Annotated in this window: 23 protein-coding genes; 11 read left to right on the top strand and 12 right to left on the bottom strand. The window is 55.0% G+C overall.

What is annotated here, in order from left to right; translation table 11 throughout:
- Nucleotides 1–165 precede the first annotated feature (165 nt).
- The 5 genes from UF64_RS02135 to UF64_RS02115 all read right to left on the bottom strand — a co-directional run bounded on the left by UF64_RS02135 (nt 166) and on the right by UF64_RS02115 (nt 5,913).
- Complete coding sequence (locus UF64_RS02135; RefSeq protein WP_044826984.1) at nt 166–1,065, bottom strand: lauroyl acyltransferase; 900 nt, start codon at nt 1,063–1,065, stop codon at nt 166–168.
- Nucleotides 1,058–2,029, bottom strand: coding sequence for a tetraacyldisaccharide 4'-kinase (gene lpxK / locus UF64_RS02130; RefSeq protein WP_044826983.1), 972 nt, complete (start codon nt 2,027–2,029; stop codon nt 1,058–1,060). Before lpxK ends, UF64_RS02135 begins: the two co-directional genes overlap by 8 nt.
- A complete protein-coding gene (locus tag UF64_RS02125) occupies nt 2,022–3,314 on the bottom strand; it encodes a 3-deoxy-D-manno-octulosonic acid transferase (protein ID WP_044826982.1) in 1,293 nt (430 codons plus the stop codon). The genes lpxK and UF64_RS02125 overlap by 8 nt, the downstream gene beginning before the upstream one ends.
- Nucleotides 3,311–4,042, bottom strand: coding sequence for a lysophospholipid acyltransferase family protein (locus tag UF64_RS02120; protein ID WP_044826981.1), 732 nt, complete (start codon nt 4,040–4,042; stop codon nt 3,311–3,313). Before UF64_RS02120 ends, UF64_RS02125 begins: the two co-directional genes overlap by 4 nt.
- Nucleotides 4,043–4,104: 62 nt before the next feature.
- A complete protein-coding gene (locus UF64_RS02115; RefSeq protein WP_044826980.1) occupies nt 4,105–5,913 on the bottom strand; it encodes an ABC transporter ATP-binding protein in 1,809 nt (602 codons plus the stop codon).
- Nucleotides 5,914–6,088: 175 nt separating this feature from the next.
- Between UF64_RS02115 and UF64_RS02110 the strand changes: the two genes are divergently transcribed.
- On the top strand, nt 6,089–6,886 hold the full coding sequence (locus UF64_RS02110; protein WP_044826979.1) for a hypothetical protein: 798 nt from the start codon (nt 6,089–6,091) through the stop codon (nt 6,884–6,886).
- Nucleotides 6,887–6,899: 13 nt separating this feature from the next.
- On the opposite strand, the gene UF64_RS02105 is transcribed toward UF64_RS02110, so the two are convergent.
- Nucleotides 6,900–8,042 carry a glycosyltransferase family 1 protein gene (locus tag UF64_RS02105; RefSeq protein ID WP_044826978.1) on the bottom strand — a complete coding sequence of 381 codons (1,143 nt, stop codon included), beginning with the start codon at nt 8,040–8,042 and terminating at the stop codon, nt 6,900–6,902.
- On the bottom strand, nt 8,039–8,956 hold the full coding sequence (locus UF64_RS02100; RefSeq protein WP_044826977.1) for a UDP-2,3-diacylglucosamine diphosphatase: 918 nt from the start codon (nt 8,954–8,956) through the stop codon (nt 8,039–8,041). Before UF64_RS02100 ends, UF64_RS02105 begins: the two co-directional genes overlap by 4 nt.
- A 218-nt stretch (nt 8,957–9,174) precedes the next feature.
- On the opposite strand from UF64_RS02100, the gene UF64_RS02095 reads away from it, so the two are divergent.
- Both UF64_RS02095 and UF64_RS02090 read left to right on the top strand, forming a co-directional pair.
- Nucleotides 9,175–10,122, top strand: a complete 948-nt coding sequence (locus UF64_RS02095) for a diacylglycerol kinase family protein (protein ID WP_044826976.1) — start codon at nt 9,175–9,177, stop codon at nt 10,120–10,122.
- Nucleotides 10,123–10,453: 331 nt separating this feature from the next.
- A complete protein-coding gene (locus UF64_RS02090) occupies nt 10,454–12,451 on the top strand; it encodes a methyl-accepting chemotaxis protein (protein ID WP_052657413.1) in 1,998 nt (665 codons plus the stop codon).
- 108 nt (nt 12,452–12,559) lie between these two features.
- Here UF64_RS02090 and UF64_RS02085 read toward each other — a convergent pair whose 3' ends face one another.
- Nucleotides 12,560–13,909, bottom strand: coding sequence for a TldD/PmbA family protein (locus UF64_RS02085; protein WP_044826975.1), 1,350 nt, complete (start codon nt 13,907–13,909; stop codon nt 12,560–12,562).
- A gap of 275 nt (nt 13,910–14,184) precedes the next feature.
- Here UF64_RS02085 and UF64_RS02080 point away from each other — a divergent pair, with 275 nt between their 5' ends.
- From UF64_RS02080 to UF64_RS02070, 3 genes are read left to right on the top strand one after another with little or no spacing between them, the layout of a single operon-like run.
- The gene (locus UF64_RS02080) at nt 14,185–14,757 is read left to right on the top strand and encodes a hypothetical protein (RefSeq protein ID WP_200892626.1); all 573 of its coding nucleotides are present in this window, start codon (nt 14,185–14,187) and stop codon (nt 14,755–14,757) included.
- A 57-nt stretch (nt 14,758–14,814) separates the two neighbouring features.
- Complete coding sequence (locus UF64_RS02075; protein ID WP_044826973.1) at nt 14,815–15,057, top strand: type II toxin-antitoxin system CcdA family antitoxin; 243 nt, start codon at nt 14,815–14,817, stop codon at nt 15,055–15,057.
- Nucleotides 15,057–15,359 carry a CcdB family protein gene (locus tag UF64_RS02070; RefSeq protein WP_044826972.1) on the top strand — a complete coding sequence of 101 codons (303 nt, stop codon included), beginning with the start codon at nt 15,057–15,059 and terminating at the stop codon, nt 15,357–15,359. Before UF64_RS02075 ends, UF64_RS02070 begins: the two co-directional genes overlap by 1 nt.
- Before the next feature lie 3 nt (nt 15,360–15,362).
- Here UF64_RS02070 and UF64_RS02065 read toward each other — a convergent pair whose 3' ends face one another.
- The gene (locus UF64_RS02065) at nt 15,363–16,889 is read right to left on the bottom strand and encodes a UbiD family decarboxylase (RefSeq protein WP_044827288.1); all 1,527 of its coding nucleotides are present in this window, start codon (nt 16,887–16,889) and stop codon (nt 15,363–15,365) included.
- A 249-nt stretch (nt 16,890–17,138) separates the two neighbouring features.
- Between UF64_RS02065 and UF64_RS02060 the strand changes: the two genes are divergently transcribed.
- From UF64_RS02060 to UF64_RS02050, 3 genes are all read left to right on the top strand, one after another.
- Entirely contained in the window at nt 17,139–17,510 is a 372-nt protein-coding gene (locus UF64_RS02060; protein ID WP_235284932.1) for a DUF4170 domain-containing protein, read from the top strand.
- Between the two features lie 16 nt (nt 17,511–17,526).
- A complete protein-coding gene (locus tag UF64_RS19565; protein WP_052657412.1) occupies nt 17,527–18,276 on the top strand; it encodes a hypothetical protein in 750 nt (249 codons plus the stop codon).
- Nucleotides 18,277–18,576: 300 nt separating this feature from the next.
- Entirely contained in the window at nt 18,577–20,274 is a 1,698-nt protein-coding gene (locus tag UF64_RS02050; protein WP_044826971.1) for a PAS domain-containing methyl-accepting chemotaxis protein, read from the top strand.
- Between the two features lie 72 nt (nt 20,275–20,346).
- Here UF64_RS02050 and UF64_RS02045 read toward each other — a convergent pair whose 3' ends face one another.
- Entirely contained in the window at nt 20,347–21,054 is a 708-nt protein-coding gene (locus UF64_RS02045; protein ID WP_044826970.1) for a methyltransferase, read from the bottom strand.
- A gap of 30 nt (nt 21,055–21,084) precedes the next feature.
- Nucleotides 21,085–22,038, bottom strand: coding sequence for a 4-hydroxybenzoate octaprenyltransferase (gene ubiA, locus UF64_RS02040; protein WP_044826969.1), 954 nt, complete (start codon nt 22,036–22,038; stop codon nt 21,085–21,087).
- Nucleotides 22,039–22,098: 60 nt separating this feature from the next.
- Between ubiA and UF64_RS02035 the strand changes: the two genes are divergently transcribed.
- Together UF64_RS02035 and UF64_RS02030 are read left to right on the top strand one after the other, a co-directional pair.
- Nucleotides 22,099–22,899, top strand: coding sequence for a 16S rRNA (uracil(1498)-N(3))-methyltransferase (locus UF64_RS02035; RefSeq protein WP_044826968.1), 801 nt, complete (start codon nt 22,099–22,101; stop codon nt 22,897–22,899).
- Nucleotides 22,900–22,910: 11 nt separating this feature from the next.
- Nucleotides 22,911–24,281 carry a glutamate--cysteine ligase gene (locus tag UF64_RS02030; protein ID WP_044826967.1) on the top strand — a complete coding sequence of 457 codons (1,371 nt, stop codon included), beginning with the start codon at nt 22,911–22,913 and terminating at the stop codon, nt 24,279–24,281.
- A 121-nt stretch (nt 24,282–24,402) separates the two neighbouring features.
- Here UF64_RS02030 and UF64_RS02025 read toward each other — a convergent pair.
- On the bottom strand, nt 24,403–25,430 hold a 1,028-nt coding region (locus tag UF64_RS02025), incomplete at its 5' end, for an aldehyde dehydrogenase (NADP(+)) (protein ID WP_044826966.1).

Genomic DNA, 25,430 nt, shown 5'->3' with positions numbered 1-25,430 from the left:
CCACGCAACAAAGAGCGACCCTGCAAGGATAAGGCACATTATGATCAGCAAGCGGCGCAAGAAAGGTGGGCTCCTAAGACGCGGTCGACAGGCGATGGACAGTCAGTCTGCGTCAACAGGGTTCCTATTCGGTTAATGCCCCGATCAATTCACTTGCAGGAGAATTTACTTCGGCCAGCGCCGATGCAGCCAAAGCCATTGTTCCGGTCGTTCGCGGATCCAGGATTCCATCGTAGCATTCACATCGGTCATGATAGCGAGAATATCTGCACGTCGATCCCCGGTTTTGGTGACTTCAAGTGCTGGATAGAAGGTGACGCGGAAATGCGCACCTTCCAGACGTTCTGAACGAACTGGAATAATCGGTGCATCGTACTTGATCGCAAACTGTGCCAATGCCGGGGCTGTCATCGCGTCTCTGCCAAAAAATGGCACGGCGATACCATCGGTCATTTTTTGATCTACCAGCATGCAGGCATGGCCGCCGTCTTTCAGGTAACGTGTTAGCTTGCGCGCACCTTCTGGACCCTTTTTGACCAGTTTGCCTTTGAAGGTTTTTCTCGCCCGCATGAACAGGTTCTCGACCCAGGGATTATCCGGTGCGCGATAGACACTCATCATATCCATGCCAAGTGCTTCGGCGATGCACATGGTTGCTTCCCAGTTCCCGATGTGACCGGAAAAGAACAGGCCGGGCTTGTCGTCGGTTTTGCTCGCAAGGCCGTTTTCAAGACCGACCACCTCGATTCGCGGCCCGCCCGGCCGCATCTTGTGTAAATGCGGGATTTCCGCAATCGAACGGCCAAGATTGTCCCACATACCGATAATAATCTGATCGATCTCTTCGGGGGATTTTTCCGGGAAGGCGGCGACCAGATTGTTGCGTGCCTTTTTCGTCTGGCCGACCTTGGGGCCAAGTGTACGCAAAAGCCAGCCGCCAAAGGCCGATGCCATATCAATCGGCATCAGCGCAAACATCCAATAAGCCAGATACGCCCCAAACCCCTGCAGCGGGTGAGACAGGTATTTTTGGCGCATTTTGTAGAGTTTGCTGTTCTTATCCATCGGCAAGTACTGAGGTCACGATACGGGCAAGCTGATCTGGTGCGTCAAACACCAAACGAATGTCGAGACTGCTTATGCCGTCCCGCTCCGATATTGGCAAGCGCATCAGATCTTTTTGCGTAGTGACAAGTTTGGCACCAAGCCTTGTGGCGTCTGCACGCAAGGTTGTCAGTTCCTCAGACGTGAAGGGATAGTGATCGGCGAAATCACGGGTTTCAACAATCTGCGCACCAGTCTGTCTGAGGCTGTCATAGAATTTGGATGGCCGCCCAATACCGGCAAAGGCCAGAACGCGGGCCCGATCGAATTCTGCCGCATTGGTTGGCTCAACTGCCGCCCGTAACACCGGGACAGAAGCAGGCAGGTGGGTGATGAATTCCGGTGTCTGATCGCCAATCAGAATGATCGCGCGCACCTTTTCCAGACCACTGATCAGCGTTTCACGCATCGGTCCGGCGGGCATGACGCGGCCATTGCCGATGCCATAACTGCTGTCGATGACCGCAAAGCTGCAATCCTTGATCAGGGTCGGGTTTTGCAAACCGTCATCAAGAATGATCGCATCAGCCCCGGCATCGCGGGCCATTTCCGCCCCCAATGCGCGGTTGCGTGAAATCCAGGCCGGGCCGTGTTGGGCAAGCAGTAGCGGTTCGTCGCCAACCTTGGCGGCAGTATCGGTGTTTGCATCAACCCGGTGCGGCCCTTCAAGGGATCCGCCATAGCCGCGGCTGACAAAATGTGGGGTACGGCCAAGGTTTGTCAGGAGCTCATAAAGCGCGACTGCAGTCGGGGTCTTTCCGGCGCCACCTACAGTGAAATTGCCAACGCAAAAGACCGGGCAACCCGGATGACGTGGGGTGGTGGTCAGTTTGCGAAAACAGGCACCGGCCCGCCAAGCGGCCGAAAGCGGGCTAAGGAGTTTCGGGATGATACCGTCATGTTGCCAGAATTCCGGATCACGCATGATCCACCTCTTTGATGTCCTTTTGCGCCATCAGGGGGCGCAGGGCATCCATGGTGCGATCAAGAACTTCGGCCTTGGAATTTGCGTAATCCAGTGCGGCCTTGGCGATTTTCCCGGCGGTTTCCGGTTCACGCAGAAGGGCGGCAACCTGACGCGCCAAATCATCGGCGTCTGCTGCCGGGCGGCAGGCGCCACAGGCCAACATCTCGCTGCTGATCGCGGCAAAGTTGCTCATATCCGGGCCATGCAGGATCGCACAGTTAAGCCGTGCCGGTTCAAGCGGGTTCTGACCGCCACTGGCACAAAGCGTCTTGCCCATGAAGACAATCGGCGCAATGCGGTAAAACAGGCCAAGCTCACCCATGGTATCGGCAAGATAAACATCGGTGCCCGGCGTGATGTCATGGCCAAGACTGCGACGTGATACCTGAAGTCCCTGCGCAATCAGGTCGGCTTCAATGTCATCTGCCCGATCGGGATGGCGCGGGACGATGATGGTCAAAACACCGCTGTGGTCCTTGGCGAGTTTCTTGTGTACCTCGCCGGCAATATGTTCTTCGCCCTTAAATGTGCTTGATGCCAGCCAGACCGGACGACTGCCGATCTGTTCCTGAAGCTTTGCCAGTTCGATCTCATCGGCGGGCAAAGGCGGGGCGGCAAATTTCAGATTGCCGACAGCCTGCACGGAACCTGCGCCAAGGCTTTCAAAGCGGGTGGTTTCGTCATCCCCTTGGGTCAGGATCAGATCAAAGGCAGAGATCACCGGACGAATGAACGATGGATAGCGGGAATAGCCCTTGAAACTCTTTTCCGAGATACGGCCGTTCAAAAGGGCCAGCTTGACGCCAGCCTTTTTTGCCTTGGTCAGAAGGTTGGGCCAGAAATCGCTTTCAAGCCAAAGCGCAACATCGGGTTTCCAATGATGCAGGAACCTTGCGACACAGACCTGTCGATCAATTGGCACGAACTGATGAATGACGCCCTTGGGCAGGCGGGCATGCATCATGGTTGCCGAGGTGACTGTGCCGGTAGTGACCAGAATGGAAGCTTCTGGGTATCGACGGCGGATTTCATCAATCACCGGCAGGGCCGAGAGGGATTCACCAACACTGGCGCCATGTATCCAGACCAGATGACCTTTCGAGCGGGCGGCACCGGGATGCCCAAAGCGTTCACCAATGCGGCCGGCATCTTCCTTGCCACGGTTCTTGCGCCGGTTGAGATAAAGGTTCACGACCGGGCCGAGAAGACGGGTGGCGGCGCGATAAGCATAAAACAGGCTCATGACCCGGTATCCCCCGCCGCCATGGCAGATCGCTTTTGCTTGGGCAATTCATCGGGCGCTGCTGGCGGGATTGGTTCAAGGCCAAGCTTGCTATCGGTGTCCTGGGTAAGCCGGGTAAGCGCGTCTTCAAGCTCAATCCGCTTGGCTTCAAGGCCTACTTCATCAAGTTTTCGGTCGACAAAGACCGGCGCGCCCCAATGAAATACACCGCGCGAAAAAGGCAGCGGCAGGACAAAGCGATCCCAGCTTTGAAAGATCTTCCGACTGGAAGCGGAATAGGTCAGCGGAAAAATCGGCACGCCGGCCATGCGGGCTGCCTGAATGACGCCGTCAGAGGCGCGCATGCGCGGTCCGCGCGGGCCATCCGGCGTCATGCCGACGACGTCACCTGCCTTAAGCGCCTTGAGGATCTGGCGAAGTGCGGCGGCACCACCTTTGCCAACACCGGTCGATCCGGCGATGGTATCAATCCCGAAATAGGCAACGGTGCGTGAGATAATTTCGCCATCGCGATGCGATGAAATCAGCATCCGGAACGGATGATCACCACCGACCGAGCGCCAGGTATAGGGCATCATCAAAAGACGCTGATGCCAGAAGGCAACGATGAACGGTTTGCCTTCTGCCAGATATTGCGTAGGCAAATCGCCACCATCGGTACGCCAACGGCCGGTCAAACGCACAAGACGCACATAGCCAGCCGCAAGCCAGCACATGAAGCTGCGCATTGTGTCGCTTTTTATGATCCGTTTATGCCACTGCACGCCCGATTGTCCCGAAGTTGCCCGGATCAGTTTCCGTTTTCTTCCGAGAATTGCAAGTTATAGAGATGGGCGTAAGCCCCTCCCAGTTCGAGCAATTCTTCGTGTTTGCCCTGTTCGGTCACGCGACCGTTGCTGATCACGCAAATCTTGTCGGCATCAACGATGGTCGACAGACGGTGTGCAATCACAAGCGTGGTGCGCCCCTTCATCAGTTCGGCCAAAGCCCCCTGAATATGGCGTTCGGATTCCGTATCAAGGGCGGATGTGGCTTCATCAAGCAACAAGATCGGAGCGTTTTTGAGCATCGCACGTGCAATGGCGATACGCTGGCGCTGCCCACCCGAAAGCTTTACGCCATGTTCACCCACAATGGTGTCATAGCCGTGTTCAAGCTGACCGATGAAGTCATGGGCTGCTGCCTGTTTTGCGGCCTGCTCAATCTCTGCATCGGATGCACCGGCCCGGCCATAGGCGATGTTGGCGCGCACGGTATCATCAAACAGGGTGATTTCCTGACTGACAAGGGCGGTCGCCTTGCGCAGGCTTTCAAGCGTCACATTGCGGATATCCTGACCATCGATGGTGATCGCACCCTGACTAATGTCATAGAAACGCGGGATCAGGTTCAGAATGGTTGATTTACCAGCACCTGACGGGCCGACAAGGGCCACGGTTTCGCCCGCCTTGATATCGAGATCAATCTCGCGGAGTGCCGTGATTTCCGGGTTGTAGGAAAAGGCAACGTTCTTGAAGTTGATGTTGCCACCCGAAACGACAAGGTCCTTGGCATCCGGGGCGTCCTTAATTTCAGGTTCGATATCCAGAACCGTAAAGACACGCTGGGACGCAGCAAGGCCCTGCTGCAAGGTGATGTTGATATTTGCCAGACGCTTGACCGGCTCATAGGCCAGAAGAAGGGCGGTGATAAAGGCAAAGAAGCTGCCCGGGTCACTCGCACCATCGATCACGCGGCTGCCGCCATAAATGATGATTGCGGTAATCGCCGCACCACCCAGCGTTTCCATGATGGGGGACGACCGTGCGCTGACGGTCGATGCCTTGAAGCTCAGTTTGAAGACGGTTTCAACCAGCTTGCCCATGCGCGAACATTCATAGGGCTCCATACCGTATGCCTTCACATGGCGAATGCCCTGGAAGGTCTGTTCAAGCAGGGTGGCGAATTCGCCAATCTGTTGCTGGGTATTGGCGGAAACCTTGCGCATACGTTTACCCAGTCGCGCAATCGGATAGATCGCAGCGGGGAATACGGTAAAGGCAATGATCGCAAGCAGCCAGTCCTTGTAGAACATCACACCGATCAGCACCGTGGCGGTCAGGAGATCCTTGCCAAACCCGGTGAGCGAGTTTGAAACGGCTGCGCGCATCGCGGTGATGTCATTAGTGAAACGCGTGATCAGCTTGCCGGTATTGGTGCTATGGAAGAAACCGATATCAAGCCGAATGACATGTTCATAAAGACTGTTTTGCAGATCAGCCAGAATACGCCCGCCGACATAGCTCATCAGGACCGTTTGGCCATAGTTGGCAAAGCCCTTGAGCGCGAAGGATCCAAGAACAGCCGCCCCGACCGGCACAAGCATGTTTTCCTGCTTGCTGATGAAAACATCGTTGATGATCGGATCCATCAAAAGCGCATAAAGGCCGGTCGCACCGGCCATCGCCGCCATACACAGAAGCGCAAGAAGGATCTTGCCGAAATAGGGTGCCACAGCATCCTGAACGATGCGTTTGACCAGCGGCCATGTGCCCCAATGTTCTGCGGTATGGTCGAGGGAATTCTTGGGCAATAATCTGTTCCTGATCTTCGAAGCCATTTCCACGTTGTATCAACGTGATACTATCTCTATGGATATGGCTGCAAAATATGATTTAAGTGCACGCGCTGTTGCTATCATGACCGGCCATAGGCGGCAAGCCGCAGCGCGCGTATTCGGGACACAAAATCGACTGTGCATGCGGTGACCGCGCAGCGACATATAAGACAAATAAATGAACGAGCAACTCCACGCACTTGTCGAACATACCCTTGCCCAGGGCGTGGGTGCACGCGTTTTCCCGCTGCGCTGGGAGAACCGGCGCATCTGGGTGAAGCAATCGGTCCCTGCCAAGCACAAGGTCTGGCATCGTGTTCAACGCTTTGCTGCCAACATTACCGGCATTCCATTGCTGCGCCCGACAGTGTCGCCTGGCGGGCAAGAAGGACTTGAAAGCGAAGCGGCAACCTTGCGCAAGCTCACCGCCCTTGGCGTGCTGGTTCCCGACCTGATTGATGTTGGCGAAAATTGGATTGCCATCGGCGATAATGGCCGCATCTTGCAAAGCTGCATCGATGATGACGTGCAAAAGGGCGATGATGACGCCATCCGTGCCCATGTTGTCGCGGCGGGTACAGCGCTCGCACGTCTGCACGGCGAAGGCATCGCACATGGTGCGCCGCTCTTGCGCAACATGACCCTGCGTGAAGATGGCCAGATAGGATTTATTGATTTCGAAGAAGATCCGAACGCCCGCATGCCGTTGATTGACGCGCAGGCGCGTGATGTTTTGCTGTTTGTCTTTTCAATCCAGCGCGAATTCAAAAAACGCCCGGAACTGCTGCGTGCCGGCTGGCAGGCGTATGTGCAGACCGCCGGCGAAGATGCCCCGCAACTGGTGCCGCTCCGTAAGGTGATCCGGCTCCTGCGTCCGGTTTATCTGTTACTGCGTCCGTTCCGGCGTTGGCTGGGCACGGATGCGCTTAACGGTCTTTGGGCATACCGCACCTTGCGTAAAAGCCTTTATCGCTAATCAAGCATGCAGCCTATTGGGCGGGTTGCCCAATAGGTGCCTTGCCTGCGGTGGTGTCCGCATCATGATCCGGGGCAGCTGCCGTTGATGTTGGTGTGCTTGCGTTTGCCGCGTCATCCAGTGAAATACGGATGGCCTCAATGCCGTCAAACCCGCCGGAAAACGGTGCGAGATTGTGCAGGAACTGGTTGGCGGAATTGCGCCAGCTATATTGTTCTGCCAGTGCGCGGGCATCTTCGCTTTTTAGCTCTAGGGCTGCGAGGGCGGCTTCACGCAGATCGGCGTCAATTGCACCGGCCTTGGTGCCGCGTACGATGTCGGCGGGCCCCTGCACCGGGAAGACGGCAACCGGGGTGCCCGATGCCAGTGCCTCAAGGATCACAAGGCCGAATGTATCGGTCTTGCTTGGGAAGACAAAAACATCAGCCGCAGCAAAGGCGGTAGCAAGTTCTTCGCCAACCTTTTTGCCCAGAAACTGCGCGTTGGGATATTTGCCCTTAAGCTCGGCCAGTTGTGGTCCATCCCCCACCACGAACTTCGTGCCGGGCAGGTCAAGATCAAGGAAATGGCCGATATTCTTTTCTACCGCCACACGGCCGACAAACAACCAGTGTGGTTTCGGGAAGTCGCCAAAGCTGGCCTCTGGCCGAGGGCGGAACAGATCAAGGTCCACACCGCGCGACCAGATATGAAGGTTCGGGAAACCCCAGTCCGCCAGTTCCTGACGCAGGGTTTCGGTTGCCACCATCACCGATTGCGACTTGCCGTGGAAATGCTTCATGCCGCGATACAGGATCGAAAGCGGCAGGCGCCAGCGGGCATGAATATATTCCGGGAAGCGCGTGTGATAGGCGGTCGAGAACGGAATGTTGTTTTTCAGGCAATAAGCACGCGCTGCCTGACCCAGGGGGCCTTCGGTTGATATGTGAATGGCAACCGGATGAAGGGCCTCAATCATTTTGGCCATTTTGCGTTTGGCAAACAGGGCCAGCCGGATTTCCGGATAGGTCGGGCAGGGGATGGTCTTGAACTGATCGGGCGAGATGACATGAACATCATGCCCCATCTCGCCCAGCTCGCCGCGTACGGTTTCAAGGGTACGGACAACACCGTTGACCTGCGGATACCAGGCATCGGTTACGATCAGTATTTTCATGCAGTCTTTCCAATCGGTGCATCATTGCCCTTTTTCGAAGAACCCGATGCAGAGTTGCCCGCGCTGTGGGCGGTGCGGAATATGGAAATCAGTTTGCCAAGACCAAGTGACGGTGCGCCAACAGCGTCGTGGCCAGGGCTTGAATGGCTCATCGCCATCTGGCGCATTTCAGCCCAGTGCAGCAGTTCAAGCTTGCCATCCTTGTCTTCGACAAGGGCGGTGCAGCTTTCGACCCAGTCACCGTCATTGCAATACAGGACATCGCCGATCTCGCGTTTTTCCGCGTGATGGATATGCCCGCAGACCACGCCATCCACCTTGCGTTTGGCGGCTTCGTGGGCGACGGCATTTTCGAAATTGCAGATGAACTGAACCGCGTTTTTGACCCGGTTCTTGAGATAGGCCGAAAGCGACCAGTACCCGTACCCGAGACGGCGGCGAATGCCGTTAAAATAGCGGTTGAGTGCGATGGCCAGGTTGTAGGCCGTGTCACCAAGGTAAGCCAGCCACTTGGCATATTTGACGACCCCGTCAAATTCATCGCCGTGAATAACGAGAAGGCGCTTGCCATCTGCGGTGACGTGGATATCGTTCATTCTGACGTCGACATGGCCAAATGTCATATCGACAAATTCGCGGGCAAATTCATCATGGTTTCCGGGGACGAAGATGACTTTGGCGCCATTCTTTGCCTTTTCCATGATTGTCGTGATCACGGCATGATGGCTTTCCGGCCAGTACCAGCTTTTCTTGAGGCGCCAGCCGTCAATGATATCACCCACCAGATAATAGGTGTCTGCCGTTACTTCATTGAGGAAATCCAATAGAAGGTCTGCCTGACATCCACGTGTCCCCAGATGGACGTCTGAAATCCAGACCGTGCGGTAATGCGGTTGCAGCGTCATCGCTGTCATTGCCGCTCCTCCGTATCCTGCCAAAAGGATGGCTGGAATTCGACAATTTGTCTTGCCGAATACTGTCCCCAACCAGTATCCGTTTAAAACAAATCGATCGATTATATAACCCGTTCACAGAAATTTCGCGGTTCTGTAAAGCAACTGTTACATGTTTTATTTCATATGATAGAGCGCATGAAAAATTTATTTCATTTTTATTTCGGAAGTAGGTCCAAATGACCGAAGCGGATGTGACTGTCATCTTCAATCCACGCGCAGGGGGCAATAAACAGCGGTTCTTGTCCCAGATATTGCAGCATGCCGGTATCAAGGTGGAATTGCTTCAGACCACTCATCCCGGTCACGCCCGTGAACTGGCGCGCAAGGTCCGTGCTCATCAACGCCTGTTTGTTGCTGGTGGCGACGGGTCCCTGAACGAAGCCCTTAACGGGTTGCTTGACGCCCAGATTGAAGGCCACGAAGTGCCGCCATTGGGCATCATCCCACTTGGGACCGCCAATGTTCTGGCGGTTGAGGTAGGGCTTGAAATTAAGGCACGTGCGATTGCCGAGTATATCAACAATCCCGGCATGGTCTGGGTGCGCCCGGGGCTGGTCAATGGTCGGGCTTTCTTTTTGATGGTTGGCATGGGGGCCGATGCCGACACAGTCGCCAATGTGTCGCTGCGTCTTAAACGTCTGATCGGCAAGGGGGCCTACGTCCTTGAAGGCCTAAGGAATATCTTCTTCCCGCGCCATCGCGATTTTGAAGTCAATATCGGTCGGGAAAATTATCGGGTATCTGGCGTTGTTGTAACCCATGCGCGCCATTATGGCGGCGCGTTCATTATCTCGCCCGACGCCAGCCTGACCGCCAACAGTCTTGATGTGGTGATGATGCCAGGCAACGGTATTGGGGCCTTGTCGCGTTATGGTCTGGCACTGACACTCAATCGGTTGCATGCCCAAAGTGACGTTTCGGTGGTCCGCTCTGAGCGCATCACGATCACAAGCCATTGCGGCCCAGCTCCGCTTCAGATTGACGGGGAAAGTGCTGGCAAACTTCCCTGTGAAATCAGTTTGTCACCCTATCCGGTGCGCTTGATGGTACCGCCAGCCTATGCTGATTTGACCGCCAAAACAGACCAGCCGGCGCAAGATATGCTTCGGATCGCTGCGGATTAGGCACCAGGAAATATTTGAATTTCAAAAATTTTAACGCGCTTCCTGCGCGGCTGCCATCCCGTGCGCGGATCGGTCGCGAACCCTTGTGTTGTGTAGCTTATGATCTTTTTGTGATGCAAAAGTTTTGGGTCCTTGAAGTTGAATTTCCTTTTCCCACCTTAATCTTAAGGCAATGCAGAGAATGTTGCCTCCTCATTTGAGGATATTGGGAGCGGGGGAAATTCCATTAGATCGCAGCAGTGAGCGTAGACGAATGTCGCGCCTTCCAAGGAGTTTGACGATGGTTTCGGGGTCCTCTGCTTTGGTTCTCAACACAGGTATGTTGGCTAACATGCAAATAAAATCAAAAATTCTGGCCGGTTTTGCTGTGGTTCTGGCAATTCTGATTGCCGCACTTGGCTTTGCTTACTTTACCTTCGTCGCGGTATCACACGATGTGGACGAATATGCCCTTTACGTCGAAGAGGCATCGCTGATCGGCGAGATCGAAACCCAATTCCTGCGCTTTAACAGTCATGCGCGCGAATTTGCCAACACCGCCCATCCCGAAGATGCCGAAGCGGTGTTTACCTATGCCAAGCAGCTTGAATTGATGCTCAAAGACGCGCAGTCACAGTTCGTGGCTGAAGAGCACCGCCAGCGGATCGAACATATTGCCCACGAACTTGATGTATATCTTGCCAGCTTCACTGCGGCCAAAAGCCTGAGCGACGAATATCATTCCCTGATCCTTGATCGCCTTGAACCGGACGGGATCAAGATCGTTGCCGATCTCGACAAGCTTGTAACCCATGCGCAGAACACCGGCGATATGGAGCTTCTCAAACGCGCTGTCGCAGCACGTGAGCATGCCCTTCTGGCACGGCTTTACGCCAATATCCTGATTGGCCGACAGGATGACAGTTTCGGTGTCAAATCCGCTGATGAATTTGCCAAGCTTGAAACCGCACTGACGCGCATCGGCGATCAGCCGCTTTCTGGTGACCTTTCTGCTGTCCTTGAGGACGCCAAGGAACTGTTTGCCGATTACCGTCAGGTATTTGACAAGGTGCGTGCCGACGAGCTTGAAATTGTCGCCACCGTGCATGGCACGATGCGTGAAGCATCCGAAGGCATCATTGCCGATGCGGAATCTCTGAAACACGAACTCGTCGTTGCAGAACACAACGTCTTTGAAAAGGTCGTTGCCGAAATCATCCTGGCCGAAAACGAAATCCTGATCGCCTCGATCAGTGGTGCAGTCCTTGGCATGATCCTGGCCTGGGTCATGGGGGATCGTTTGTCACGCCCGATTGTTGCCATCACCGGGATCATGCGCAAACTCGCCGATCATGACCTTACGGTCGATATCCCGGGGCAAACCCGCAAGGACGAAATTGGTCAGATGGCAAAAGCGGTTCAGGTTTTCAAAACCAATGCCCTTCGCAATGACGAACTTGAAGCCGAAGCCCGTGCACAGGAAGCGCGGACCAAGGAACAGCAGCGTCTATTCATGAACCAGACCGCGGATAGCTTTACCACCAGTGTCGGCAGCATCATCGAAGCTGTTGCGGCCGCCGCGGTGGAGCTGCAGGCAACCGCAACCGGCATGTCGCAGATCGCAAATGCCGCGTCCGAGCAGACAACGGCTGTCGCATCCGCCAGTGAACAGGCAAGTGGCAATGTCGACTCTGTTGCGTCTGCGACCGAGGAGCTCAATTCCTCTATCGAGGAAATCAACCGTCAGGTTGTCTTTTCGACCGAGGTGGCCAAAAAAGCGGTTGATCAGGCGCGTGAAACCATGCGCGGTATTCAGGAGCTGGTCGAAGCATCGAACAATATTGATCAGGTTCTTAAGCTGATCAGCGATATCTCCGATCAGACCAATATGCTCGCGCTGAACGCGACGATCGAGGCATCGCGTGCCGGTGATGCTGGCAAGGGCTTTGCGGTTGTTGCCAACGAAGTCAAAACCCTGTCAGCACAGACCGCCAAGGCGACCGAGGAAATCCGCGCGCAGGTCAACAGTGTTCAAAGCCGTACCGGTTTTGCTGCCAACCAGATTGACATGATCAGCAAAACCATCAGCGAAATGGAAGGCATTGTTGCGTCGATTTCCTCTGCTGTGGAACAGCAGTCGGCAGCAACCCGCGAGATTGCCTTTAACATCGAACAAGCCGCAACCGGTGCAACGGTTGTGAGCTCCAACATCGTTACGGTTTCTCAGGCCGTAACCGAGGCGGGCACAGCGTCAAGCGACGTTCTGACCGCTGTAAGCACCTTGTCTGAGAACTTTACCACCCTGAAAGGTGCGACTGACAGCTTTGTCAGTACCATTCGGGCAGCGTAGGTCACCACCCCGACCGGGCTACCCGAAACTCCCAAGTACCCGAACTGAAAACGCCCGGCCAAATGGACCGGGCGTTCTTTTTTGATCAGATGGCAACAAAGGCCGGTGCTATTGCCCGGCCAGCGTCATGCCATCAATGCGAAGAGTGGGCGCATTGGTGCCGTATTTGAAGGTCAGGTCACTTGCGGGGACAACCGTCTTGAACATGTCTTTCAGGTTCCCGGCCACGGTGATTTCTGACACCGGATAGGCCAGCTCGCCATTTTCAATCCAGTAACCCGACGCACCGCGTGAATAGTCACCCGTGACGCCATTGACACTGCTGCCGATCATCTCGGTGATATAAAGGCCCGATTTGATGTCCTTGATCATGTCCTCGGGCGAAATGGTGCCCGGTTCCATGTAAAGGTTGGTGGTCGACGGCCCCGGCAGGCTTCCGGCACCACGCGATGCGTTACCGGTTGACTTCAGACCCAACTGACGGGCCGAACGCAAATCCATGATCCAGGTTTTCAGAGCCCCGTTTTCGATCAGGTGGCGTTTCTGGTTTGCCACCCCTTCGGCATCAAACGGTTTGGAGCGAAGCCCGCGTTTGCGATGCGGATCATCAATGATGTTGATATGGGGGGCAAAGATCTCGTTGCCCATGGCATCAAGCAGGAAGCTGGTACCACGCGCAATGCCTGATCCGTTGATCGCACCCGACAGATGCCCAACGATCGAGGCCGATACACGCGGATCATAAATCACCGGCACCTGCGCGCTTTTGACCTTACGCGGGTTCAAGCGACGCAGGGTCTTTTCAGCCGCCTTCTTGCCGATATCGACCGGATCGCGCAGGTCGGTCGAAAAGACCGCGCTGTCATAATCGTAATCGCGTTCCATGCCCGTACCGGTGCCCGCCAGAACGGAGACCGAGATATGGCTGCCCGACCCGGCATAGGAATTGGCAAATCCGTTGGTCGCAGCCAACGTGATCTGATGGCGACCCCAACCGGCTTCGGATCCTTCGGAGTTGGTGATGCCCTCGACCGAGCGGGCGGCTTCTTCACAGGCGCTGGCCCATTCGATCAGTTTGTCCTGATCAACTTCGCCCGGTTCACAAAGCTCAAGTGCCTCGACATCAAAGCTTTCGGCAAGCTCGCTTGAGTCGGCGATCCCGCAATAGGGGTCTTCCGGCGCATTTTTTGCCATGGCGACGGCGCGTTCGACCAGCTCATTCAGCGCTGCGTCACTGGTATCAGATGACGATACCACTGCCTGCTTCTTGCCGATCAGAACCCGCAGGCCAAGATCAGCACCTTCTGAGCGTTCAAGCTTCTCCATCTTGCCCAGGCGCTGGGCAACCGAAAGCGATGTGCCTTCGACATAAACGGCATCCGCATCGTCTGCACCGGTTTTCTTTGCCTGTGCCAGAAGGTCATTGATGCGATCAAGTGTCATGTCGGTCTTGGGCATGGAGGCTCCCTTGTCTCGAAATGGGTCTTTGAATGAATTTCTTACGTTATAGGCGGCGAGATCGCATTCGCATAGGGGCGAAACACAAACCCCGTTTGCAAGCGCGATCGACGACCTGTGACAAAGGTGGTTTTCGTTTCGCGTACGGGCAAGGGTGAAGGCGATGCTGATTTCGCCAATGCTTCTGATATAGTGGGCGACAACACACAAGATGGGCGCCAAAGATGCCATGGCACGGGGACGAGATGACGAAGCGATTTTTAAGACAAGGCCTGATGGCTGGCACTGTTTCGGTGATGTTGACCGCGTGCAATCACACACAGGCAGAACCGGTAACCGCGCAGCCCGAAACCAGCACAGATAGCGGTGTTTGGGAGCTTAATGCCAACGGTCAGACCGACCCGGTATCAAGCGCGCAGCTTTATAGCGAGATGCGCTGGCAGGGCGGGCAATATGCCCGGAACTATCGCCATCAGATGCTGATCGGTGATTTCACCTGCGATGATGTGGTCGACCGGATTGCCGGCTGGGTCGATCTTGATAGTCCCGAAGGGCCGCAATTCGCCCTGTTGTTTGTGACCAATCATGGGGGCATGGCGCAAAGCGAAATTCGCTACATTCCGTTCGAACAATCCGAACAGTTCGCGCTGTGCGTTTACGATGAAACGGCCCCACCCGTGATGAGCTGGCAGGAAAACAGCACGGAATATATGGCTGAAATCATGGGGGATGCGGACATGTGCAATTTCGCCATCCGCATTGATGATTTCATGTGCGATGCGCCGCAGTTCTACTATTCCGAAAAGCCCGATGAAAACGGCGATCACTGGATGTTTTTCAGAAATTGAGCTTAAAGCTGTTTACTGATAAAATATGCGCATAAATATGCACATGGAGTTTGCGAAATGACGGCAGACGTTAAAGCCAAACTGCGCAAGCCAACGAATGTCAGTCTTGATGCTGAATTGTTGAAAGAAGCCAAAAAGCTCGGGATCAATATTTCGCGCTCTGCTGAGTCAGGCTTGCGCGATGCCATTTCGATGAAACGTGCGGAGCTCTGGAAAGAGCAAAACAAGGCAGCCCTTGAGGCGAGCAATAGGTATGTCGCGAAAAACGGCATACCGTTATCCCATCACCGGAAATTCTGATGGCCAAGGGGGATATTTGCTGTTTCGAGGATGGCTATATCGTCGATGTGCAGTCAGATTTTCTATCTGAATTGCAGACACGTGTGGTCGTGCCTCTGAAACCACTTGCCGAATATACCATCCCGGCCGACCGGCTCAATCCCGTCATACGTATCAGTGGCGATGACCGGGGTGAAGACTGGGTTTTGCTACCGCAGTTTGTTGCGACGGTTGGACTGGCTGAAATCGGTGAAAAAGTTGGTGAGTTCGAAGACGTTTTCGCCCTCACCAACGCACTCGATATGGTGTTTCACGGCTTTTAGGGATCAGTCCCGCCAGATTTTCTTGCCCGAGCCGGGCAGGCCGTAGCGTTCCCATTTCTGATCGACACGGTCGATGATGTCATCTTCCATAAAGATCTTTTCGCCCCATTCGCGGTTGGTTTCACCGGGCAGCTTGTTGGTGGCATCAAGGCCAAGCTTGCCGCCAAGACCGGAAACCGGCGATGCGAAATCAAGGTAGTCAATTGGGGTTTCGGTGACGGTCGTGATATCACGCACCGGGTCCATCCGGGTCGAGATCGCCCACATCACGTCCTTCCAGTCGCGCACATCGATATCGTCATCCACAACGATGACGAATTTGGTGTACATGAACTGACGCAGGAACGACCAGACGCCCATCATCACGCGCTTGGCATGGCCAGCATAGGCCTTCTTCATCGACACAACCGCGATGCGATAGCTGCATCCCTCTGGCGGCAGCCAGAAATCGACAATTTCCGGGAATTGCTGCTGGAGAAGCGGCACAAACACGTCGTTGAGCGCCTCGCCCAGCACCGACGGCTCATCTGGCGGACGACCGGTGAAGGTCGATAGATAGATCGGCTTTTTGCGCATGGTGATCGCGGTGACGGTAAAGACCGGGAAGTCTTCGACCGAATTGTAATACCCGGTGTGATCGCCATACGGGCCTTCGGGCGCGTATTCATCAAGCGACACATAGCCTTCAAGAATGATCTCGGCCGTGGCTGGTACCTTGAGCGGGACGGTCTTGCAGTCGACCAGCTCAACCTTTTCCCCGCGCAGAAGACCGGCAAACTGGTATTCCGAAAGGGTGTCGGGAACTGGCGTGACAGCGGCCAGGATCGTCCCGGGATCAGCGCCCAGAACGATGGCGGCCGGCAGCGGATCACGCTTTTCCTTTTTCCAGCGTGCATGATGCTGTGCGCCACCGCGATGTTTCAGCCAGCGCATGATGGTCTTGTTTTTGCCAAGTACCTGCATGCGGTAAATGCCAAGGTTAAAGACATCGCGCTTGTCGCCACCCTTTTCACCAGCACTTGGGCCTTGGGTCACGACCAGCGGCCAGGTGATCAGCGGGCCGGGTTCGCCAGGCCAGCAGGACTGAACCGGGATTTTCGAAAGATCGACGTCATCGCCTTCAAGCACGATTTCCTGACAGGGGGCTTTTGAAACCGTTTTGGGCTTCATCGCCATGACGGTTTTGGCAAGCGGCAGCATCGAAAACGCTTCGCGGATGCTGGCCGGTGGTTCGGGTTGTTTGAGGAACGCCAGCGTTTCACCGACTTCGCGCAGTTCTTCAGGCTTGCGGTTCATGCCCGCGGCCACACGATCGACCGTGCCAAACAGGTTGACCAGAACCGGCATGTCATATTTTTTGCCGTCATCGCCTACGACATTTTCAAACAGAACGGCCGGGCCGCCTTCGGCCAGAAGGCGGGTCTGGATTTCTGTCATTTCAAGATTGGGGGAAACCGGTTCGGTGACGCGGACAAGGCGGCCGGACTTTTCCAGCGCATCCATGAAGTCACGAAGGGATTGATAGGGCATGGCACCTGTCATCTGCAAAGCTTTGAAACCTGATTGTCTTCATACGCCGCGGAGCGGGACGGGACAACCTTGCTGTTGTCAAATACGTCATTTGTAACCGGATCGATCCATCCCTACATGAAGGATCAATGCTGCGTTGCACGGGGATGCATAATTTTGCGGTTTTGGTCTGCGCATCATTTGGTTATACATGGGCAAGGAATTGAGTCGCGTGACCCACAACACGCGATCAGGCAACTCACCAAAAGCATGAAGGACGCACAGATGGCCAAATACTGGGTTATCGGGGGCACCTATCAGGATACCGGTTTCGAAAAGCCAATTGGCGAAGAAACCAAGATTGGTCCGTTTGGCAGCTTCGAAGACGCGGAACAGGAATGGTCGAAAATGGCCTGGCAGTCGGTTGACGACGCAAATTCGCGTTATCGTATCGAACGCCTTGAAGAATACTGGGTTGTTGGTGGCGAATATGAAAGCACCGATTTTGAAAACCCGGTTGGTGGCGAAGAAGAACGCCACGGCCCGTTCGCGACTTTCGGCGATGCAGAAAAAGCATGGTCGAAACTGGCGTGGCAGCATGTTGATGACTGCAACTATCGCTATCGCGTCGTAGAAGGCTGAGCCGGACCGACCAGACATGTTTTCGTTATCTGATGCGCAACTCGTCACGGATCCCGTGCTGCGCGAACAGATCGAACAGCATCCACGCGCGCAGGAACTCCTGCGCGCGTTTTTGTATCCCTATGCGGCACCCGATCATGACTTTTTGTTCAAGGGTGGGGCGTATTCCAAGATCCGCGCGGACGAGGTGTCAGACCTGATCAGGGGCCGTACCCCGGTTCTGGCCGTCGGATCAAATCGCGCACCGGTTCAGCTCAGCCGGAAATTCACCCATCAGAACCTGTCTGATGAAATACCGGTCACCCATGGCTGGCTTAAACATCATGACATTGTCTATTCCACGCACTTGACCGGTTATGGTGCGGTTCCGGCAACATTGGCACCGTCACCGGGCACACGCGTGCGGGTTTCAATAACCTGGCTGACAGCCCGGCAGCTTGCCCATATGCACGTGACCGAATCAGTCCCTGCCCATTACAGTTATCAGCAACTGCATGGCCGTGATCTTGAACTTGATTGCGGTGTGCGGCCCGATCACATCGGGATGTACCAGTCCGTGCGCGGGCATGTTTTCGGGCATGGTGATATTTATGCGCTGTCTGCCATTCGCGCGGAAAACAGGCGTTATCCGGTCAAAGCCCAATGGGAAATCATGGTGCTTTTCGCAAAACGGGCAAAGCAAGCCATGCGGGCCGAGTTCATACTACGTATGATTGATGATCAAGCCGCGCGCAACGCGCTGGCCGGGCAATTTACAATAAAATAAATCACCCCCTTTTTATCCTTGAAGTAGCTCCCATATGTATACCGCTGAAGGTATCAAATAACTCATTAAGTGCTTGATATAATTCTGATAATTTATGGTTTGTGACTTATTCGGAGTTGTTGGGTCAGGTCGGGTTAACCGTCCTTGGGACCTTGTTCAAAACTATCAGTTAAAAATTAAATCCCGTCGGCACCGGACGCTTGAGGGTGCTGGCAATTGCTGCAGCTCTTTTGGGGGAGCTGGTCGCGCAGTATGTCCACGCTGCGCGTAAGTCTGTGTGTTCTTATAAGGGGGACAGCCATGTTCGGCTTCCAGTCCGATGATAAAAACGTCATCAATGCGATCAACAGGTCGCTTGCGACGATCGAGTTCAAGGTTGATGGCACGATCATCACCGCAAATCCGAATTTCCTCAAGCTAATGGGCTATGAGCTTGAGGAAGTGCGCGGCAAGCACCACAGCATGTTTGTTGATCCGGAATTCGTTAAAACCGAAGACTATCAGAAGTTCTGGACGAATATGGAGGCTGGGGCCTATTTCACGGCCGAGTATCAGCGCTTTGCCAAGGGTGGGCGGGAAGTCTGGATTCAGGCGACGTATAACTCGGTCGTAAACAAGGCTGGCAAGACTTACAAAGTGATCAAGATCGCAAGCGATATCACCGCGCGTAAACTACAGGCCACCGACTATGCCGGACAGATTGAGGCCATTGGTAAATCGCAGGCAGTGATCGAGTTCGACCTTTCGGGCAATATCTTGAGCGCCAATGTGAACTTCCTCAATGCGATGGGCTATACGCACAAAGAAGTGGTCGGCAAGCATCACAGCATGTTTGTGACCCCTGAATACGCAAACAGTGCGGAATATCAAGATTTCTGGGCGCACCTTCGTGCCGGTGAGCATCTTTCTCGCGAATTCCAGCGTTTTGGCAAGGATGGCAAGGAAGTCTGGATTCAGGCCAGCTACAACCCTATCATGGATATGTCCGGTCGGCCGTTCAAGGTCGTGAAATATGCCACGGACATTACGGCCAACAAATTGCAGGCGGCCGACTACGCCGGGCAGATTGATGCCATCAACAAGTCGCAAGCCGTGATTTCGTTCGACCTCGATGGCACCATCCAGACGGCCAACGAAAACTTCCTCAAGACGATGGGCTATAACCTGTCCGAAATTCAGGGCAAGCATCACAGCATTTTCGTAACCCCACAAAATGCCAAAAGCCCCGAATACAAAGCATTTTGGGAAGAATTGCGTCGTGGTGAATACAAGGTGGCTGAATTCCAACGCGTTGGCAAAGGGGGACGTGAAGTCTGGATTCAGGCGAGCTATAACCCGGTGATGGACATGAATGGACGGCCATTCAAGGTCGTCAAGTTCGCGACCGATATCACCAAACAGGTTAAGGCTCGCCGTAAAGTCAAAGACCTTTCCGAGACATCAAGCTCAAGTGCCGAAGCCGTCGCCAGCGCGTCTGAAGAAATGCTGGCAGCTATCCAGGAAATCAGCGAAAGCATGCAGCGCTCACAGGTGGAGATGCGCGACATCGTCGCCAAAACCAGCGAGGCGAATGAAGTTCGCGGGGATCTTGAAACAACCTCGGAATCAATGGCGGGTGTCGTGCAAATCATTCGTGATCTGGCCGAACAGGTGAACCTGCTTGCGCTTAACGCAACGATTGAAGCGGCCCGTGCGGGCGAGGCTGGCAAGGGCTTTGCAGTGGTTGCAAACGAGGTCAAAAACCTTGCCAATCAGACTGCGCGTGCGACCGACGAGATCGAAACCCAGATTCAGGCGATGATCGACATCACGCACCGTGTTGTCGCCTCGACCCAGGGCATTTCCTCGTCTGCAGATACCGTAAGCGATTATGTCAATTCCATCGCCTCGGCGGTTGAAGAGCAGACAAGCGTTACACAGGATATCTCGAAGAATATCCAGTTTGTGTTTAGCGGCATTTCCGAACTGAACGAGTGCGTGAGAAGTCTCGTCAAGTAGGACAGTCAGACGCAGATATACAAAAGCCCGGCATGCCGATTGGTCTGCCGGGCTTTTGTTTTGACTGGGAACTCAGGCGCGGTCGGGGAGCAACTGCCAAATCCGGGTGAACTTGCTGTCAGTGTCTTCGACTGCGACGTCGACCGGCACGTCATAGGTTTCAAGTTCGTCGATATTGTGTGTCGGCGCGTATGTCCGGCCGGGATCGGCCAGAATGACCTTGGTGCCAAGGCGGGCTTCGGCCATCAGCCAGTGCAAGACAGCATTTGCCATATCCTGCTGGTAACAGACGTCACCGGCAAAAATCACATCCCAGCGCTTTTCCGGGGCCGATGTTCCCACAAGGTTTTCGGTCGTAGTCGGGATTTCGACACCATTATGCTTGGCGTTGAGCCGGGTCGCGGTAATGGCGACCGGATCGATGTCATTGGCAAGAATTTCTGCTGCCTCGGCCTGAACGCAGGCAATCGCCTGCATGCCACCGCCACAGGCAAAATCAAGCACCCGCTTGCCGCGCACCAGTTCCGGGTGATCAAGGATATAGCGCGTGATGGCCTGTCCACCCGGCCATGCAAAGGCCCAATAGGGCGGCGGGATATCGAGCACGCCCAAAATATCCTCGGTCGCCTGCCAAAGCGGGGTGATGTGGGTTGCCAGATACATCTCGATTTCCGGTGCCAAAGGCACCCGGGCCGGGACGGTGAATGTCTCGATCAGATCGGCAAATTGCGGATCATCGACATCAGGTACCAGTGCATCGGCAAAGACATTGTCGCTCATGAGCGGTTCACCTTGAAAGGGGGTATGCGTTTAGGCAACGGCAATCAGATGCGAAAGCACGATGGCAACAAGGACCAGCAATCCGTAATCGCGGTTGGACTTGAACCGCTTCAGGCAATTGGCCGCATCATCAAGTTTGACGGAGGCAACCTGCCAGCCAAGGTGAATGCCAGCTAAGCCCAGCAACACGAAATAGGACCAGTGCAAATCGGCCAGCATGCCAGAAATGCCCAGCAAAAGCGTGGTCAGGGTATAGAACCCCTTTGCCCATTTCGGGGTGGCATCGCCCAGACGTAGTGCCAGTGATTTCAGACCGATCTTGGCATCATCATCCTTGTCCTGGTGGGCATAGATGGTGTCATAGCCAAGCGTCCAGAAAAAGCCCGCCGCGTACATCGAAATGGCAGCCGGTTCGACCGTGCCGGTGACGGCCGCCCACCCGACCAACGCACCCCAGTTAAAGGCAAGGCCAAGGCAGGCCTGCGGCCAATAGGTGATCCGTTTCATGAACGGATAGGTGATGATGATCGGGATCGAACAGATGCCGACGATGATCGCCTCAACGCGGAACTGCACAAGAATGCCAAGCCCCAGCAACATCATGAAGCCAAGGAACAGCAAAGCCTGCCAAACCTTGACCTGACCGCTTGGCAGCGGGCGTGTGGTGGTGCGTTCAACCTTGCCATCAAAATTGCGATCTGCCAGATCGTTGATCACGCAGCCAGCACCACGCATGATGATCGCGCCAATCCCGAACAGGGCCATCATGATGACGATCTGCTTGGCATCAATATCGTCAGACAGGCCGCCTGCCATGGCGGTGGACCACCAGCAAGGCAGCAGCAAAAGCCAGGTGCCAATCGGGCGATCGAGGCGCAGCAGTTTCAGATAGGGGCGCACAGGTTCGGGCATGAAGCGATCAATCCAGCCATCCTGTGGCATATCGTTTTTGGACGTCTGTATTGGCTGGTTGACCTGTGTCATAATTGGCCTATCTGATAAAAAACTTTTTCAAGATGCCGTAAAACGGCTTTGGGGACCTTTATGACCGCTGATGCCACGCGTGCCCGCCAACGCCTTTTCGTTCGTGATCCTATCATGGCCGATAGCGAAATCGAACTTGCGCCTGAACAGTCTCATTACCTCGAACATGTCATGCGCCTCAAGCCCGGAACGCCGGTAAAAATTTTTAACGGCCTCGATGGGGAGTGGCTTGGCACGATCAGCGAGCTTCGCAAGAAGAAGGGTAGCGTCGCAGTCGAGCGCCAATTGCGCGAACAAGGCAATGAGGTCGGTCCGACTCTTGTTTTTGCACCGATCAAAAAACAACGTCTTGATTTCCTGATTGAAAAGGCGGTCGAGCTTGGGGTTGAAAGATTGCAACCGGTCATCACCCAGCATGGCATCACTGACAAGGTCCGCCTTGATCGTTTGCAGTCACAGGTTGTCGAGGCGGCTGAGCAGTGCGAGCGCCTGACTGTGCCTGAGGTTTGCGAACCTGTGCGTCTTCTCGACTGGGTCGCAAATGTGCCGGAAAATCACCATCTGCTGTTTTGTGATGAAACCGGTTCCGGGTCACCAATTGGTGAAGTGCTAAGTCAACTATTGGCAAAGGGCTCTGGCTCGTTTATCGACAATATCAATGTTGTTAACCATGCAATCGTGATTGGACCCGAGGGCGGCTTTAGCGCCGACGAACTTGAACGTATCCGCAAACAGCCTTTTGCAACGCCTGTAAGTCTCGGTCCGCGTATCTTGCGTGCCGAAACGGCCGCAATCGCAGCTTTGACCGTATTTCAGGATCGTATCGGCGATTGGTCGCACCGACCCGTTGCGAGAGATTAGGGGAAGCCCTTATGACTGTCAGCGCCTCCACTGGCGATAGCCCGGTAATCGAAAGCCGACGCCAGCTTGTCGAATGGTTCGAGTCCGGCTGTACGCCGAAAAAAGACTGGGCCATCGGCACCGAACACGAAAAATTCGCTTTCACCCGCGATGACCTTCGCCCCATCCCCTATGAAGGGGAACGCGGCGTCAAAATGCTGCTTAACGCCCTGGCCGAGCATTATGACTGGGAGCCGATCATTGAGAACGGCAATGTCATCGCGCTGACCAAGGACAAATGTTCAGTCTCGCTTGAACCAGGTGGGCAGATCGAGCTTTCCGGTGCGCCGCTTAAAAACATTCACCAGACCTGTGGTGAAGTGCACACGCACCTGCACGAAGTGCGCGAGATTTGCGACGGGCTTGGCATTGATATGCTCGGCGTCGGTCACAATCCGAAATGGAAGCGTGAAGACATCCCGTGGATGCCCAAAGGCCGCTACAAGATCATGGGTCAATATATGCCCAAGGTCGGAAGCCTTGGTCTGGACATGATGCTGCGAACCTCGACCATTCAGGTCAATCTCGACTTCAGCTCCGAAGCCGACATGATCAAGAAGTTCAAAACGTCGCTGGCGCTTCAGCCGGTGGCGACCGCTCTGTTTGCGGCATCCCCGTTTGTTGACGGCAAGCCAAGCGGCTTCATGTCGGCACGTTCGAACGTCTGGACCGATACCGACCCGGATCGTTGCGGCATGCTGCCGTTCGTGTTCGAAGAAGGTTTCGGCTTTGAACGTTATGTCGACTACATGCTCGATGTGCCGATGTATTTCGTTTATCGCGACGGCAAATACATTGATGCGGCAGGCAAGTCGTTCCGTGATTTCTTGGATGGCAAGCTTGACGTGGTGCCGGGCGAACGCCCGACCATGAATGACTGGTCAGATCACATGACCACGGCCTTCCCGGAAGTACGCCTTAAGAAGTTCCTTGAAATGCGTGGTGCTGATGGTGGCCCGTGGAAGCGCATCTGTGCGCTGCCGGCCCTTTGGGTTGGTCTGCTGTATGATGACGCCGCCCTTGATGCCGCATGGGATCTGGTCAAGGACCTGTCGGTCGAGGAACGCGAAGCCCTTCGCAATGATGTTCCGCGCACCGCCCTTGCCACCAAATTCAAGAACGGCACGGTTCAGGACCTGTCCAAAGAGGTTCTGGCGATTTCCCGTCAGGGCCTTAAAAACCGTGGCCGCATGGATGGCTACGGCGATGATGAAAGCCACTTCCTTGACAGCCTTGATGACGTTGCCGAAAGCGGCCGGACTCTGGCTGAGGAATTCCTTGATAAGTATGAAACCGAATGGAACGGATCAGTTGATCCGCTGTTCAAGGAATATGCTTATTAAGGCAAAGTGAAACAAGAAACCAGCATCGCTTCTGCGCAATCTGGCGCAAAGAGACTTGCTGTAATGCAAAAAAAGCCGCCCCTGATGGAGCGGCTTTTTTGATGATCTATCCTGATCTTGCTCAGGCGATATCGGCTGGCAGAACATCGGTCGGGATGTTCTGATAGCAGACCGGACGCAGGAAACGGCGGATCGCCATCGTGCCAACAGAGGTCGCCCCGAAGTTGGTCGAGGCCGGGTATGGCCCGCCATGCACCATGGTGTCAGATACTTCCACACCGGTCGGGAAACCGTTGGCCAGAACGCGACCTGCCTTGTGTTCAAGGATCGGCAGAAGCGAACGGGCATCAGCAGCATCGGCTGCATCAAGATGCAGGGTGCAGGTCAGCTGACCTTCAAGCGATTTGGCGATCTTGCGCATTTCCGCGACATCCTTGACCCGAACCACAAGACCAAGCGGACCAAAGACCTCTTCGCCGAGTTCATGGTTGGCAAGCCAGTTTTCACCGGTCGTTTCAAACAGATATGGCGTAGCATTGCGCAGATCACATGACGTGGTCAGAACTTCTTTCACACCCGACGTCGCGGCAACGCGTTTTGCCCCGGCGCGATAGGTTTCCGCCATGCCATCGGTCAGCATGGTCTGCGGGCCAACACCCGAAAGACCTTCTGTGGCTGCGGCAACGAATGCATCCGCATCCGGACCTTCGATCACAACCGCGATACCCGGATTGGTGCAGAACTGGCCCGCGCCCATGGTGAGCGACCCTGCCCAGCCCTTGCCGATTTCAGCCCCACGTGCCTTAACAGCATTGGGCATCAGGAACATCGGGTTGACCGAGCCGAGCTCGCCAAAGAACGGGATCGGCTCCGGACGGGCCGCACACAGATCATAAAGCGCACGACCACCGCCAAGCGATCCGGTAAAGCCAACCGCCTTGATCAGCGGATGCTGCACCAAGCTTTGGCCGACATCGCGTTTACCACCCTGAATGAGGCTGAAGACACCCGGATGCACACCGCATTTCTTGATCGCGGCATCAATCGCCTGTGCGACAATCTCGCCCGTGCCCGGATGGGCGGAATGCCCCTTGACCACGACCGGGCAACCAGCAGCCAGGGCGGATGCGGTATCACCACCCGCGACCG

This window comes from Thalassospira sp. HJ (genome assembly GCF_000948415.1).
Classification (GTDB): domain Bacteria; phylum Pseudomonadota; class Alphaproteobacteria; order Rhodospirillales; family Thalassospiraceae; genus Thalassospira.
The sequence above is the reverse complement of the archived record's forward strand: the minus strand, read 5'-3'. Positions and strand labels throughout refer to the sequence as shown.

Bases quoted from the DNA above. Each gene is read 5' to 3' on its own strand.
- UF64_RS02085 (WP_044826975.1), bottom strand. From the start codon at position 13,909: ATGCCCAAGACCGACATGACACTTGATCGCATCAATGACCTTCTGGCA.
- UF64_RS02115 (WP_044826980.1), bottom strand. From the start codon at position 5,913: ATGGCTTCGAAGATCAGGAACAGATTATTGCCCAAGAATTCCCTCGAC.
- ubiA (WP_044826969.1), bottom strand. From the start codon at position 22,038: ATGACACAGGTCAACCAGCCAATACAGACGTCCAAAAACGATATGCCA.
- UF64_RS02095 (WP_044826976.1), top strand. From the start codon at position 9,175: ATGACCGAAGCGGATGTGACTGTCATCTTCAATCCACGCGCAGGGGGC.
- UF64_RS19565 (WP_052657412.1), top strand. From the start codon at position 17,527: ATGTTTTCGTTATCTGATGCGCAACTCGTCACGGATCCCGTGCTGCGC.
- UF64_RS02120 (WP_044826981.1), bottom strand. From the start codon at position 4,042: ATGCGCAGCTTCATGTGCTGGCTTGCGGCTGGCTATGTGCGTCTTGTG.
- lpxK (WP_044826983.1), bottom strand. From the start codon at position 2,029: ATGCGTGATCCGGAATTCTGGCAACATGACGGTATCATCCCGAAACTC.
- UF64_RS02030 (WP_044826967.1), top strand. From the start codon at position 22,911: ATGACTGTCAGCGCCTCCACTGGCGATAGCCCGGTAATCGAAAGCCGA.
- UF64_RS02100 (WP_044826977.1), bottom strand. From the start codon at position 8,956: ATGACAGCGATGACGCTGCAACCGCATTACCGCACGGTCTGGATTTCA.
- UF64_RS02135 (WP_044826984.1), bottom strand. From the start codon at position 1,065: ATGGATAAGAACAGCAAACTCTACAAAATGCGCCAAAAATACCTGTCT.
- UF64_RS02035 (WP_044826968.1), top strand. From the start codon at position 22,099: ATGACCGCTGATGCCACGCGTGCCCGCCAACGCCTTTTCGTTCGTGAT.
- UF64_RS02105 (WP_044826978.1), bottom strand. From the start codon at position 8,042: ATGAAAATACTGATCGTAACCGATGCCTGGTATCCGCAGGTCAACGGT.
- UF64_RS02090 (WP_052657413.1), top strand. From the start codon at position 10,454: ATGCAAATAAAATCAAAAATTCTGGCCGGTTTTGCTGTGGTTCTGGCA.
- UF64_RS02110 (WP_044826979.1), top strand. From the start codon at position 6,089: ATGAACGAGCAACTCCACGCACTTGTCGAACATACCCTTGCCCAGGGC.
- UF64_RS02045 (WP_044826970.1), bottom strand. From the start codon at position 21,054: ATGAGCGACAATGTCTTTGCCGATGCACTGGTACCTGATGTCGATGAT.
- UF64_RS02075 (WP_044826973.1), top strand. From the start codon at position 14,815: ATGACGGCAGACGTTAAAGCCAAACTGCGCAAGCCAACGAATGTCAGT.
- UF64_RS02080 (WP_200892626.1), top strand. From the start codon at position 14,185: ATGGCTGGCACTGTTTCGGTGATGTTGACCGCGTGCAATCACACACAG.
- UF64_RS02050 (WP_044826971.1), top strand. From the start codon at position 18,577: ATGTTCGGCTTCCAGTCCGATGATAAAAACGTCATCAATGCGATCAAC.
- UF64_RS02060 (WP_235284932.1), top strand. From the start codon at position 17,139: ATGAAGGACGCACAGATGGCCAAATACTGGGTTATCGGGGGCACCTAT.
- UF64_RS02070 (WP_044826972.1), top strand. From the start codon at position 15,057: ATGGCCAAGGGGGATATTTGCTGTTTCGAGGATGGCTATATCGTCGAT.
- UF64_RS02065 (WP_044827288.1), bottom strand. From the start codon at position 16,889: ATGCCCTATCAATCCCTTCGTGACTTCATGGATGCGCTGGAAAAGTCC.
- UF64_RS02125 (WP_044826982.1), bottom strand. From the start codon at position 3,314: ATGAGCCTGTTTTATGCTTATCGCGCCGCCACCCGTCTTCTCGGCCCG.